A 14,105-nucleotide genomic window follows, 5' to 3' on the forward strand; every position below is an offset into this window, starting at 1 on the left:
ATTTAAACATTAAAAAACAATAAATGAATTTTATATTGCTCATCGTTATCGCCGCCACTGCTCTAATTAGTTATGTTGCTTTCCAGAATATTTCGGTTTTTGAAAAGTACAAATTCAATGTTGGCGCGATTAAAAACAGAAAGGAATATATCCGCCTCGTTTCTGCGGGTTTTCTTCACGGAGATTGGATGCATTTACTTTTCAATATGATGACGCTGTATTTCTTCGGGCCTATCGTAGTACAGGTTTTCGGAGAAATCGGATTTCTTGTGGTGTATTTTGGTTCTATAATTCTGGGAAATCTATTCTCTCTTTATCTCTATCAGAATCAGTCCTGGTATTCAGCCATAGGAGCGAGTGGAGGAGTATCGGGAATTTTGTTTACTTCCATTGCTATGATTCCGGATTTGGGAATATATTTCTTTTTTATTCCCATTCCTATTCCCGGATATATTTTCGGAGTTTTATATTTTTCCTATTCGGTGTACAGTATGCTGAATCCGCGACAAGGCGATAATATCGGACATGCTGCGCATTTGGGTGGAGCTTTTTTCGGGTTGGTTTTTGCGGTTGCATTACAGCCGGAAAGAGCGATTGAGAATGCACTTTATCTCGGTATCATGGCGCTTCCGTTGTTGTATATGGCTTATATGGTTTTTGTGAAAAAGAGAATGGGATAGCGGTTATTTGGAAACATAAACAAACCTATCGTTTCCGGATAAGTCTTTTATTAATCGTCTATCAGTGAATTTTTTAAAAAGATCCAGCGTTTCTTGTCCCAGTTTCTGATTGATTTCCAGAAAGATCATTCCGTTTTCTGAGAGATGATGTTGAGCGTCTTCAGCAATTTTACGATAAAAAATCAAAGCATCAGAAGTCGGAGAAAAAAGTGCCAGTTTCGGTTCAAAATCCATTACTGAAATTTCAATTTGGTCTTGCTCATCGATTCCGATATAAGGTGGATTTGAAATAATGATGTCGTATTGCTGATTCAGGTTTTCTTCAAGATAATTTTGATGAAAAAAATGAATGTCAGTCTGATGAATTACGGCATTTCTTCTGGCCACTTCCAGTGCTTTTTCAGAATAATCAATCGCCGAAATTTCTGCTTCGGGAAAATGTTTCTTCAGCACAATGGGAATAATTCCGCTTCCGGTTCCGATATCTAAAATCCTTACATTCTGATCTTTAAGATTCGATTTTTTAATTTCCTGAATGGCAAATTCCAATAATTCCTCCGTTTCCGGGCGCGGAATGAGCACCTGTTCATTTACAAAAAACTGAAGTCTGAAAAATTCGGTTTTTCCCAGAATCTGTTGATAGGGTTTTCCTGTTCTTAATGCAGAAATGATTTCTGAAAACTGGCTTTCTTCGCTTTCCGACAATCTCTGATCCGCAAATTTCCTTTGATCATACGGTTCAAAACCCATCGTTTCCTGAACAAAAACAGAACACAAAAAAACACTTTCACTTTCAGAATATAAACCGGAAAGTTCTTCACGGAAATGCTTTTTTAATTCTGACAATGTCATCTTGTGAAGACCAGTCTTTGAGGTGTGGACATTTCTTCATTAATGCGATATCCTTCCAGATTGAATGCTTTCACATCATCTAAAGTTGTTGCATTATTTTCTGCACAAAATCGTACCATCAGGCCTCTTGCGTGTTTGGTGTACACTACAATGGTTTTGGGTTTTCCGCTTTTCATTTCGTAGAAATCGAAGTTGATGATCGGAGCTTTTAGTTTTTTCTTGTCCAGAACTTTGATGTATTCTGCGCTGGCAAGATTCAGGATGATTTCTTTAGATTTCAATTCACTGTTCAGTTGTTTGGTGATTTTATCTTTCCAAAATTCATAAAGATTCCAATACTGCTGGATTTTAAATTTTCTGCCCATCTCCAGACGGTAGAGCATAATTTTATCAGAAGGTTTCAGCAATCCGTAAAGGCCGGATAAAATTCTGTAGTTTTTCTGAAGATAGGAGACGGCATCTTCCGAAAGCGTTTGGGCATCCAACCCGCGATAGACTTCACCTGTAAAGGCATACAAAGCAGGAGAGGAGTGCTTAGCTGTAGGATTTGGTTTCCAGTCTTGGTTGCGTTGCCAGTTTTCATCGGCAAGTTTTGGAGAAATTTCCATCATTTCTGACAGGAATTCCGGTGTTTTTTCCTTTAAGTGAGATTGAATAAGTTCTGCTTCTTTGATGAATTTTGGAGTTGTGGTCCTCGGGAATTTAGCAGTACTGGTAATGTCCATTAATTTTGCTGGCGAAGTAATAATTTTCATAAAAATGTTTTTGATTAAAGCACTCCTTTTCCTTCCCGAAGAACTTCCGGCTCACCACTTGTGAGGTCAACAATAGTAGAAGCCATATTATCACCATATCCCGAATCGATCACGATATCAACTAAATGATCATACTTCTCTGCAATTAATTCAGGATCTGTGGAATACTCCAGAATTTCGTCGTCATCTTTTATGGAAGTAGAAGCGATGGGATGTCCGAGTTTTTGTACTATCAATTGAGGAACAGGATGATCAGGAACCCGGATTCCGATGGTTTTTTTTCCTTTGTAAGCCAAGGGAAGATTTTTATTTGCTTCCAGAATAAAAGTAAACGGGCCGGGAACATTATTTTTTAAAATCCTGAACACCGCCGTGTCGATAGGTCTTGTAAAATCTGACAGATGGCTCAAATCGTTGCAGATAATAGAGAACTGTGCTTTGTCAAGTTTCATTTTTTTGATGTGTGCCAGCTTTTCCATCGCTTTGATGTTGTTTATATCACAGCCTAATGCGTATACAGTATCTGAAGGATAGATGATGATACCTCCTTTTTGCAATGTCTTAACTACCTCAACGATAAAACTTTCCTGAGGATTATCCGGATATATTTTGAGAATTTTTGCCATGACACAAAGTTATGAAATTACGATGAATAAAAGATTTCTATGAATAAATTTGGAGAAAGACAATTTTGTTGTATATTTGCATCACAATACCGCGGGGTAGAGCAGTAGGTAGCTCGTCGGGCTCATAACCCGGAGGTCGCACGTTCGAGTCGTGTCCCCGCTACTAAGCAAAGAGAATCATTTTGGTTCTCTTTTTTTTATTGCGTAAATTACTTATTTATAGCGGTTTAGCATATTCTGAAATTTTCTCATCTATTCATTTATACGTTATCTTGGATAATTTTGAGGCAACCATTTAGGTTACCATAATTTATCCGAGGTTACCATCCTAAAGCCCCATTAAACCTATGAATTTATCTATATTATTTCTTTTAAGAAGGAACAGAACTAACGAAAAAGGGTTTTGTCCTATTGAGTGTAGAATTACATTTCATAAACTGAGAAAACCATTTTCTACAGGTTTATTTATAAATCCTGATCATTGGAATTCTAAAAAGCAAAAAGCACATGCACTCTCTCCAGAAAATGAAGTGTTAAATAACCAACTAAGCCTGATAAGACAAAAAGTTAATCAGGCTTTTTTAATACTCAAAATTCAGAAGGATACTTTTGATGTTGAGGATATTTATCTGCAATACAAAGGTGAGAATATCAGAACTGAAAAATCTCTGTTAGAAGCTTATAATCTACATAATGTAAGGATGAAAAAGCTCATTGGTATAGAATATTCTGAATCTACCTACAAGAAATTTGAGGAATCCAAGAATCATATTAAATCTTTTATGAAGCATAAAATTGGTAGCTCTAATATTCTCTTAAAAGATTTAAATATGAAGTTTCTACATGATTTTGACTACTATATGAAGGTGGAAAAGAAGCTAAAACAGGTAACCATCAACAAGCATATTGAGAGATTGAGAAAGATCATTAAGCTAGCATTAGCAGAAGGGTTTCTCGAGAGAGATCCTTTTTTACTTTTCAGTCCTAAAAAGATAATTACAGAAGTAATATATCTTAATACAGAAGAGTTAAAGTTAATGGAGAAATATAGCTTCAGTCAGGAAAGATTACAGAAGGTTGCAGATATGTTTATTTTCTGCTGCTATACAGGCTTGCCCTATCAGGAGATGGCATCTTTAAAACATGAGAATATTATTCAGGGATTTGATGGTAAAAAGTGGATCCAAATCTACAGACAGAAGACCAAGAAAACTCTTACCATTCCATTGCTCAGGAAAGCAGAGGATATTCTCTTAAAGTATGAACAGAATATTGAGATTCTACCAGTTATTTCCAATCAGCACTTTAATTCATTCCTGAAAGAAATTGCTGAGATACTGGGGATCAAAAAAAGAATTACTCATCATACGGCAAGAAAGACTTTTGCTTCAACTGTATTGCTGTATAATGATATTTCCATGGAAATAGTCTCAGAGCTTTTAGGGCATTCTAATATTAGAGTGACTCAGAAGCACTATGCAAAGGTAGTGCAGAGAAAGGTAAGTGAACAGATGATAAACTTGGATAAAAAATTAAATTAGATTTTCATAAAAACGAAAAGTGGGAGCTTATTCCCACTTTTCAATTTTAAGAGTTGGTTCTTTGCCAATATACTTCCGAGTGTATTTATTAATAAAATTTCTAACAGTTTCAATATATGGCTCTGTAGTTATTATTGAGTCATGAATGGTAAAAAGAGGGATTTGCGGATAGGTTTTATTAATTTTCTTGCAAATCACCCTTAGCATCAAATCAGATTCAATTTTTTGTAATAACAAAGGAAATCTATTATGTTTTCCTTTCCCAGTTTTTGTCAGCTTAAACATTTCATATACTGTAGGAAATGCATCTGCAAAAATTCTGATTGTAGGGTTGAAGCCAATGTGCTCATTTGGACTGTAAATAGAGGAAAAAGTAATGTCCTTGGCTCTTTTTCTCAGCTCTTGGGCTGGTAGTAAAGGATCTAAACTTCCATTATCCACCAGTAACTTCCCAAAATCTTCATAAAAATTACCTTCAGAAATACTTTTTAAATACATTTTAGTATCTGTCTCCAATCTTGCTTCCCTAACCATTTTTAATATCATAATAGGGATTGAAGATGCAGGTGGCACCCCATTAAACAACTTATCCATAACCTTATTAATAATAAAGTTATTTTCAAAGAAAAGAGCCCTGGTTAGAAAGGGTTGAGAATTAACCACGTCTATTGAAAACAGGCTTTCCCCTTTGTAAGTGACATGCTTTCTTAATTCAGATTTTAACCTTGTCAAGGGTGTGTGAAGCCTTCCTCCACTGGTATCAACTCCAAAAGCAAAACTTTTGTGGTGTAGTTCCAGAATTGGATGCAACCTACAGTTTAACCTTTCATGAGCATAGCAGTTTCCTTCCTCACTTTCTTTCCTAGCCATTTCACTTAAATCCCTGATAGCCCCTTCCACATCAATAGTCAAATCATCAAAATTCCTCTTTAGAAATGAAAGCTCCTCTGTCCGAGGCATATCTACCTTCTTCCTTACTCCTGTAATACTTTTCAGTAGCGTCGGTTTTGTAATTTCCACTGCTTTTAGTGGACTCAGGTATTCTTGTGTGAACTTTACACCCTTGGATTTAAAACCAGGGATATACTGCGCACTTTCTTCCAAAATTCCTTGAGAAATTAGATAGTCCAAGCACTTTCTGTATTTATAAATTGTCTTTTGTAAGACTTTACGGTTAATAGACGTATAACCGTTGCTGTCTAGAAATTTTAAATTTTTAGAAGGGATTGATGATATTAAACTCAAAATATAATTTAATTCATCTTTGTGCACAGGAAAATCTGGCGCATTTTCTGCCAAAATTTCATCAATGTCTACCTTTTCGGGTACGTACAAAAACATAGAACTTCTACTCTCACAGCGACTTATACCATTCAACCTTGCATCTAGGTTGGCGCTGTTATATCCGTGGTGGTTTTCAGATGCATTTCCACCATTAGTGATTGTATCCATTACACTCCGAGGAGTGCTTTTATCCTCTGGAATCTTCCAGTAGGTGCCTTTTCAAAGTCAAGTGGATGTTACGAATCCTACAACATTTATACCAATAACATTATTACCAAAAACTTAAAATTATGAATTTAAGACAATCAGAAAGAAAACAGGCCAAGATAAAAATGGCCTTACAGGGAAGTGCTGGATCAGGGAAGACTTATTCTTCTCTCTTACTGGCCAAGGGCCTTACAGGTGACTTCTCTAAAGTTGCTGTGATAGACACAGAGAATGGCAGTGCTGATCTTTATGCACACTTAGGAGGATATGGAGTGATTACTCTTACACCTCCATTTACACCTCAGAAATATGTGGAAGCCATTACGCTTTGTGAGAAAGCAGGGATTGAGGTAATTATTATGGACAGTATTTCCCACTGTTGGGATTACCTTCTGGACTATCATAGTTCACTGGCAGGGAATTCTTTTACAAACTGGGCTAAAATCAAGCCTCTAGAGAAGATATTTCTGGAGAAGATTCTACATTCACCCTGTCACATTATTGCTACCATGAGAACCAAACAGGACTATGTTCTGAACCAGAAGGATGGTAAAATGGTGCCTGAGAAAGTAGGTCTTAAGTCTGTGCAGAGAGATGGACTGGACTATGAATTTACCTTAGTATTTGATGTGGATATTAAGCATTTTGCAGTCTCTTCAAAGGACAGAACTGGCCTATTTATGGGACAACCTGAATTTATTATCTCTGAAGAGACTGGAAAGATGATATTAGATTGGTGTAAGTCTGGATCTCACAGCCCTCTTCATGAGGTAAAAGGAGGAAATAAGTCTCTACCTGCAGTACAGCCTGAAGAGGCATTTGAATTCTCTCTTCAGGAGGATAAAAGATCTGTACTGTCTGAGAATGCAAGTGAAAAGGAAGTCTATGAGGCTATTCAGTGCTGTAATACAGTTCCTGAACTGGTAGCTCTGTACAAGCAGTTCCCAAGGTATCAGCAGACTTTAAGAGTGGATTTTGATGCCAAGAAATCATTAATAAAACATTTATCTAACCCTGATAATTTTAGTAACAATGGAAAATCCAGAATACAATAGTTATACTCCTTCAGAGAATGGACAAGCCTTATATAACCCTGGGGAATTCAAACCAAAGAGGAGCATCAGAGACTTCTTTCTTGAAGAGGATGAGGATGAAATACCAGAAGCTGAGATATTATATCCCAGTTCAATGAATCAAGATAATCAGGCTGAATCCAATGTGGTTCAGCCTGTTTCTTTAGAAAAAAATGATGCTCCTTCCATTCTCTTTAAGAGTAAAGATGAGGTTAATCAACTGCCCTTTATTGTTGCCAATACTTCAGAAATTTCTTTACAACATTTAAGTCAGGATTGTATCATCCCTGTGTTCAGTAAGGACAATGAGAAAACCATAGCACATCAGGAATTTATTGAGGTAATATTGGAAGCTGTAACAAAGATATTCCCTCAACATAGTATAGCAGATCCAGAAATAAGAGTATCTCATCAGATCAAAGGAAGAACTCCTACAGCTGTTCATAAAGCTGCTAAAGACCTTCTTGAAGAAGATAAAACCATCTACTATGAAAGAATGGCTTTTATGGTGAAAATCCCCTCTATTACTGAAGAGATCAATGGCAACAAGCTTTCTTTGTGTGTAGGTGGAATTAGAAGCTACAATCAAGAAAACCTCTACTCAAAAAAGTCTTTAGAGAAATTCAAATTCTTTATTGGCTTTCAGAATTGGATTTGTATGAATATGTGTATTTCCACAGATGGATTTCTTGAAAATCTGCGTGTTTCTAATGCTAATGAATTAGGATTAAAAGCTCTAGAGGTAATGCAGAACTACAATGCAGAGCTACATCTGATGGAAATGAAGGAACTGACTCAGGATTATTTATCAGAACACCAGTTTGCACAGCTTATTGGTAAATCCAGATTGTATCAGCATTTGCCTAAATCTGAAAGGCAGAGAATCCCTGAACTTAATTTTAATGACAGCCATATTAATACAATGGCTAAGGATTATTATGAAGATCAGAATTTCTCCAGAATGGAAGATGGAAGGATTAATTTATGGAATGTGTTCAATCTCTTTACACAAGCTAATAAGAGCAGTTATATAGACACTTTCCTGGACAGGAATCTGAATGCCTTTGACTTTTCAAAAGGTCTTCAGAAAACTCTCAATGGTGATTCTAATTATCATTGGTTTTTGAGTTAGTCAGACCACCTCACTTTTGTGGGGTGGTTTTTATTTGTATATGTCAATATTTGAGGTAATTATTTTTGTGTCTTGGTATGATTTTCCAGTTATTACACATTGGGAAAAGTTATTTATATGATGCTTATCTAATATACTCTGAATAGTTGTACTATTATATTCTGTAAGCTGATGTAAATCTTTTTCAAGATTTTTAATAATTATACTATCAGTGATATGATATAAATCACATAAATATTTGAAGTAATCTTTTAATTTCTTCATCTTCATAATAAGCTCTATATCAAAAATAAGATCAGAACGACTAGGTGTTTGTTCATATTTGTATTTTTCAAAAATCCTGAACTGATTATCTAATATTTTAGTAGAATTTAGTAGAGGAAGCAGATACTCCTTGCTGATTTGGGCAAAACAATTAGTAAAGATATTTTCATCAATCGATTTTTTATTGTTGGTAACGATGCTAAGGATAAATTGCTTTAATTCTTTTTCTTCTAATTCGACAATTGCAGGGTTTATTTCTCTACTTTTTACATAAGTAAGATAATGATATATGTAGTCATTATCTCTCAGAACATCATCATATCTTACACTGCCTTTGCTATAAAATAAAAGGGAAATGAAAGTAGATCTATTATAATTGGAGGAAATAATTTTCTCCAATAAGAAATTGTAGTAGGCCTCAGTAAAGTTTAGTGATTCATAAAGTTTTTGTGAAATATAAAAATGATTACTTTGTGGGGATAATTTTTGAATTTCTTTTTGAATTTCTATTACAATTAAATTTGCAAAATGCTGCTCTTCTAAACAGTATTCATATAAAAAAGTACAAATATGTTTTGATTGCTCTAAAGAATAAAGTTTTTGAACTAGTAATGAAATGAAGTCAGTTTTATTATCTATTTTTTTAAAGTACTCATAACCAAGTTCAAAACTTTCACCTTTTATAAGTTCCTTAGTTATATAATTAGTGTCCTGCTGATCAATAATAAATTGAACACCTAATATTTCTTTAAACTTTCTATGTGGGAAATCATATTGATCAATATCATCAACTATTCCGATATAGCTAAAAATACCATTATTTATTATCTCATCTACAATGTTGTTCTTTTTGCCATCACGCAAGTTTTCTAAAACCTCATTATCGTCAAAAAAGTAATTAATTGCAGCCTGTTTTAATTGATCTATTGTAAAAGTATTTAAATCTGCGTCAAAGTTTTTAAACGCGAAATATTTAATAAATGCAAGTTTCTTTTCGGTGTAGTTATTTCTTCTCCTTAAGTAAGCATTTTTTTTACCAATTGTATGATTCTTAACCTTTTCTTCATCGAGCTCAATTAAAAGCAATTCTATAAATTTATTTATTAAACTATAATAATCTGAAAGGAATTTAATCTTGGTATCTTTTGTGTTCTTTACATCATTAATATATATATAACACATAACTGTCAGAAATAAGGGAACTTTCGATAATGAAATAAGTTCCTTATCGCGAGAATTATCTATTTCATAAATAAAAAATTCACCATCTAGTAAAGCTTTAAGTTCATTATTATTATTAAAGTATTTGGAAAAAAGTATATTAACTAATTTAAGTCTTTCATCATCAACACCTTCCAGAGCTACTCCTGCAATATTCTCTTTGTATTTTACCATATGCTGTGTTGGTATAGGTAAATTGGACTTATAAAATTCTTTGCGCGAGGTTAACCAAACTTTTGACAAGTACATAGCATTATATATACTTGCATACTTGTCATCATACCTAAAATTTAAAGTGTTTGTTCCAGAACCAAAAATAAGTATCAATTCCTCTCGTAGGTAATTCCTGTTTGCAACTGTGGATACCTCATCATAACCATCTAGGAAAAGGAATACATTCCTATTTCTTAAGTCACGTTCTAATTTTTCTTCATTATTTTTGTAATATGAATTATTATTTAAAATATATTTTAAGACAGGATTCCTCGTTGAATTATCAATGATTTTTAGTGGAACATAGATAGGTATAACTTTTTTAAGTTCTTTTGCTTCGTAGTTAAGTATTTTATATTTTTTATTAATAATTTTTAAAATAATATTTCTGGTAAAAGTAGTTTTACCAATACCTGCATTACCAAGAATTAAAACAAAAGGTTTTATTTCATATTCTTGATATACAATTCGTCTTTCCTCAACTTTTAAGGATTCTATATCAATTTTATTATCGAGAACTTCCACATAATTCCCCTCAATATCCAGTTCAAAATCATGTAAAACGAAAGGCATTTTAGATAATTCAGCATAAAGATTTTTGAAATAATTTTTCTTAGTACTTACTTTATCTATATACTTTTCTAAGATCCCATATTTATCAATATAAGGTTTGAGATTTGCAGAAATAACATTCCTAAAGATTAAGACCAACAAGCTAACTATAGCCAATAAATAAAAAGGAGTGCCACTAGGTAAAATTTCAGCCATTATATTCTAATATGAGTCAATTATTTAATCTACTTTAATATTCTAAGTGTTTTCTATCCACCTTTTTCTAATAAACTATTACCCCCTAAACCCACTCACAAAAGTATCTACATAGCTTGCTATCTTATGCATGATTCTTTCACTGCGGGGTTTTCTTTCCAGCAGGGTGGGTTTAGCTCCTACTATAAGACCTAAGAGTTCATCTCTTAAAGGCTTTTTCTCTGCAAAAAGATAATTCTCTATTACTACCTCTGTTTTTTCATGGGATAGACTTTCTGTGGTAATGATCTTATTGAAAGCTGCTTTCTGTTCTACATCCCAGTACTTTTCAAACTCCTCTGTTACATCATCTTCCTCACCAAGTCTTGGCAGGTTCTCATTGATGAACTTTTCAATAAGCTCTCTCTTGCTTCTCAGGTTAACTTCAGATCCCAGGAGGGCTAAGATCTGTTTTTTAGTTTCCTCTTGCTTACTGGCTTTCTGGCCTTTCAGTTTTATCACTAGCTGCAAGATGTAAGTTACATTGATTTCATCTCTGTGGATGAGGTCCAGTTCAAAGTCTATATCCTCCAAAATGGAGACCTTCTCCTTTACCTGAGTGGTTTTATCATACAGGTCAAGGTATTTACTCTTGTAGTCCTCAAATTCCTGCTCATACATCTTCAGATCTTTCCATTCAAAATCTGAGAAGGTGATAAGTACATTCCGAGTCCTCATCAATTCCCTGAAGGCCTGTACAAACTTAAGTTCATCCTCCTCACTTTCCAGATCATTCACTGAATCTATAGTTGGAACTATCTTAAGCAGATCTTCAAATTGTTGGTTGAATTTTGCCACATAGTCCTCATATGGCTTTACAATGATCTCTTCAATAGCTTCTTTGTTGCTGAAGAGGGTTATAGCTTCATCAGTAGCTGCTTTTAGGTTTCTGAAAACTACAATATTCCCCTGGGACTTCTTATCATTAAGTATTCTGTTAGTCCTGGAGAAAGCTTGAATTAAACCATGATGCTTGAGATTTTTATCTACATAGAGAGTATTCACCTTCTTGGCATCAAAACCGGTAAGGAACATATTAACTACCAGTAGAATGTCAATCCTGTTATCAGGATTCTCCGGGTCTTTTTCTCTGTCCTTTAACTTCTTGGAAAGGTCATTATAATACAGGTAGAATTTCTCACTGTCCTTGGTGGTAAAGTCTGTATTGAAGGTTTTGTTATAATCCTGGATGTAAGATTCCAGTTTATCCCTGCTGTGGGTATCAACAGCATAGGCTGTCTGTCCTTCAGCAACTACAGGTACCTCATCATTCTCCAAAAGACCATTAGCTTCTGCATCATCTTCATTGACACCATAGGAGAATATAGTAGCTATGTTCAGGTTGTGCTCACCCTGTTCTTTTTTTCTCTTCAGGATATCATAATACTTGATCAGTGACTTAACACTGCTCACACAGAACATGGCTGAAAAATCTTTGTTGTGTGTTTTCCTGTTATGGTTCTGAATGATATAATCTGAGATCTTCTCCAATCTCATGGAAGAGTCCATGATTTCCTGAACATCAATATTCTCCACCTCAATATCCACTTCAGTCCTGGATTCTTCTTTTTCTCTGTACCTGCCAATGTATTCTACAGCAAACTTCAGTACATTTTCATCCCTGATGGCATCTGTAATTACATACTTATGCAGACAGTCACCAAAGAGCTCCTTTGTAGTTCTTTTGCCTAGAGCATTTTTTACAGCATTATCTTTGAAAATAGGAGTTCCTGTAAAGCCAAAAAGCTGGATATTATTGAAGAACTTTTTTATCCTGCCATGGGTTTCTCCAAACTGGGATCTGTGGCATTCATCAAAGATGAAGACCATTTTTTCATCCTTCAGCTTTTCCATTTTGTCTGAATAATGCTTCTTGGAGATGGCTGTATTCAGTTTCTGAATGGTAGTTACTATCAGCTTAGTATCATCTTCAAACTGTTTAACCAGGGCTCGGGTGTTATCTGTACCATCAATACTTCCTTTGCTGAAGGAATTAAATTCTTTCGTAGTCTGATAATCCAGATCCTTCCTGTCAACAACAAAGACCACCTTCTTTATCTCTGGAATCTTGGTAAGGATCTGACTTGCTTTAAAGGAGGTTAGGGTCTTTCCTGAACCAGTGGTGTACCATACATAACCATTCTTATTGGTTTCTTTTACCAACTGAACCAATGCTTCTACTGCATAAAATTGGTAAGGTCTTAAAACCATAAGCACTTTATGGGTTTCATTCAATACAATGTACTTGCAAATAAGCTTGCTAAGGTTGCAGGGTTCCAGAAACTCTTCAGAAAAACCATTAAGAATATTGGTTATCCTTTTATTCTCCTTATCAGTCCAGTAGAAGGTTTGGTTGAAACTCTGTTTCCTGTTATTTGCGTAGTATTTGGTATTAACTCCATTGCTGATTACAAATACCTGCACATACTGAAATAAAGCTGAATTTGAGGCATAGGAATGCCTGTGATACCTATTTATTTGGTTGAAAGCCTCTTTCAGCTCTAAGCCTCTTCTCTTTAATTCTATCTGGCAGAGTGGAAGACCATTAATGAGTATGGTGACATCATACCTGGTCTTGTAGGTTCCTTCAATGGTAATCTGATTAGTGACTTGGAACTGATTTTGGCACCAGGATTCTGTATCCAAAAATTCAAAGTAGAGATTCTCACCATTATCACGAATGATGTGTTGCTTCTCCCTGAGAGTTTTAGCTTTCTCAAAGACAGAACCTTTGTTCAGGATATTAAGTACTTTATCAAACTCATGGGGGGTGAATTCAATTTTATTGTGCTTTTCCAGTTGGATTTTTAAATTGGCAAGAAGGTCCTTTTCATCTCTAATAGTTACAGGCTTATAACCCAGCTTCTGTAACCGTGCGATAACCTGTTCTTCAAGGACTTGTTCTGATTGTTTGGACATACTTAAAAATAACCAAATTGAGTTTCGTAATCTTTATTTTCCACAATAAACAGATGCCAGGAAGCTAAATCGTTACCAAATCTATTTCTACTCTTTGTTGTGGTAAACTCAAATGTGGTAGTAGCTCCCGCATAAATTTTTATCAGATTTCCATTTTCAACTTTTGTATTTATTGGAGATGGTGCAAATCGCTTTACAGCTTCCAAATATTCAGTAGCCTTCTGGCTTTTCCCTATTTGAATATCAATTCTATTCTCCCCATAAACTGGGTAGTAGAAAGTGAGAAAACTTTCTGCATAATCAAAATCTCCACCTGTGCCATATACAAATTGTGCCTTTCCCAATTTTCCTTCCTCTGGAGATTCACCAGTTTTATAATGCCAACCTTTCTTAGTTAAAAAAGATTCTACCTGATCCAAATCCATTTTTCTTAAAGCTATTAACTCATTTAGAGATAGGTTTTGGGCTGATAATCCAATGCACACAAATAATAAAGCAAATAATAAGATTTTTTTCATGATGTGAATATTA

At 34.7% G+C, this 14,105-nt stretch carries 11 protein-coding genes and 1 tRNA gene; 5 read left to right on the plus strand and 7 right to left on the minus strand.

The features are described from left to right. Positions 1 to 23 precede the first annotated feature (23 nt). Positions 24 to 680, plus strand: a complete 657-nt coding sequence (locus tag DQ356_RS10190; protein ID WP_114304389.1) for a rhomboid family intramembrane serine protease — start codon at positions 24 to 26, stop codon at positions 678 to 680. A gap of 3 nt (positions 681 to 683) precedes the next feature. Here the strand turns inward: DQ356_RS10190 and prmC are convergent, their stop codons facing one another. The 3 genes from prmC to DQ356_RS10205 are packed head-to-tail and all read right to left on the minus strand — an operon-like array spanning position 684 to position 2,913. Then, positions 684 to 1,532, minus strand: coding sequence for a peptide chain release factor N(5)-glutamine methyltransferase (prmC, locus tag DQ356_RS10195; RefSeq protein WP_114304390.1), 849 nt, complete (start codon positions 1,530 to 1,532; stop codon positions 684 to 686). Beyond that, entirely contained in the window at positions 1,529 to 2,287 is a 759-nt protein-coding gene (yaaA, locus tag DQ356_RS10200; protein WP_114304391.1) for a peroxide stress protein YaaA, read from the minus strand. The genes prmC and yaaA overlap by 4 nt, the downstream gene beginning before the upstream one ends. 14 nt (positions 2,288 to 2,301) lie before the next feature. Beyond that, positions 2,302 to 2,913, minus strand: a complete 612-nt coding sequence (locus tag DQ356_RS10205; RefSeq protein ID WP_114304392.1) for an L-threonylcarbamoyladenylate synthase — start codon at positions 2,911 to 2,913, stop codon at positions 2,302 to 2,304. 90 nt (positions 2,914 to 3,003) lie between these two features. Here DQ356_RS10205 and DQ356_RS10210 point away from each other — a divergent pair. Both DQ356_RS10210 and DQ356_RS10215 read left to right on the plus strand, forming a co-directional pair. Further along, a tRNA-Met gene (locus tag DQ356_RS10210) sits at positions 3,004 to 3,076 on the plus strand. Positions 3,077 to 3,260: 184 nt separating this feature from the next. Next, positions 3,261 to 4,454, plus strand: a complete 1,194-nt coding sequence (locus tag DQ356_RS10215; protein ID WP_185123782.1) for a site-specific integrase — start codon at positions 3,261 to 3,263, stop codon at positions 4,452 to 4,454. 27 nt (positions 4,455 to 4,481) lie between these two features. Here DQ356_RS10215 and DQ356_RS10220 read toward each other — a convergent pair whose 3' ends face one another. Beyond that, positions 4,482 to 5,906: a hypothetical protein gene (locus DQ356_RS10220; RefSeq protein ID WP_114304394.1), complete on the minus strand. Its 1,425-nt coding sequence runs from the start codon at positions 5,904 to 5,906 to the stop codon at positions 4,482 to 4,484. A gap of 122 nt (positions 5,907 to 6,028) precedes the next feature. On the opposite strand from DQ356_RS10220, the gene DQ356_RS10225 reads away from it, so the two are divergent. Next, positions 6,029 to 7,000 (plus strand): ATP-binding protein, encoded by a 972-nt coding sequence (locus tag DQ356_RS10225; protein ID WP_114304395.1) that lies wholly within the window; start codon positions 6,029 to 6,031, stop codon positions 6,998 to 7,000. Further along, the gene (locus DQ356_RS10230) at positions 6,978 to 8,150 is read left to right on the plus strand and encodes a DUF3871 family protein (protein ID WP_114304396.1); all 1,173 of its coding nucleotides are present in this window, start codon (positions 6,978 to 6,980) and stop codon (positions 8,148 to 8,150) included. The genes DQ356_RS10225 and DQ356_RS10230 overlap by 23 nt, the downstream gene beginning before the upstream one ends. A gap of 30 nt (positions 8,151 to 8,180) precedes the next feature. On the opposite strand, the gene DQ356_RS10235 is transcribed toward DQ356_RS10230, so the two are convergent. The 3 genes from DQ356_RS10235 to DQ356_RS10245 form a co-directional block, all read right to left on the minus strand. Continuing rightward, on the minus strand, positions 8,181 to 10,616 hold the full coding sequence (locus tag DQ356_RS10235; protein WP_114304397.1) for an NACHT domain-containing protein: 2,436 nt from the start codon (positions 10,614 to 10,616) through the stop codon (positions 8,181 to 8,183). Between the two features lie 78 nt (positions 10,617 to 10,694). Then, on the minus strand, positions 10,695 to 13,574 hold the full coding sequence (locus tag DQ356_RS10240; protein ID WP_114304398.1) for a type I restriction endonuclease subunit R: 2,880 nt from the start codon (positions 13,572 to 13,574) through the stop codon (positions 10,695 to 10,697). Positions 13,575 to 13,576: 2 nt separating this feature from the next. Then, entirely contained in the window at positions 13,577 to 14,092 is a 516-nt protein-coding gene (locus DQ356_RS10245; RefSeq protein WP_114304399.1) for a hypothetical protein, read from the minus strand. Positions 14,093 to 14,105 lie beyond the last annotated feature (13 nt).

Origin of the sequence: Chryseobacterium lacus, from assembly GCF_003336205.1 — a bacterium.
In the GTDB taxonomy this organism is placed as follows: domain Bacteria; phylum Bacteroidota; class Bacteroidia; order Flavobacteriales; family Weeksellaceae; genus Chryseobacterium_A; species Chryseobacterium_A lacus.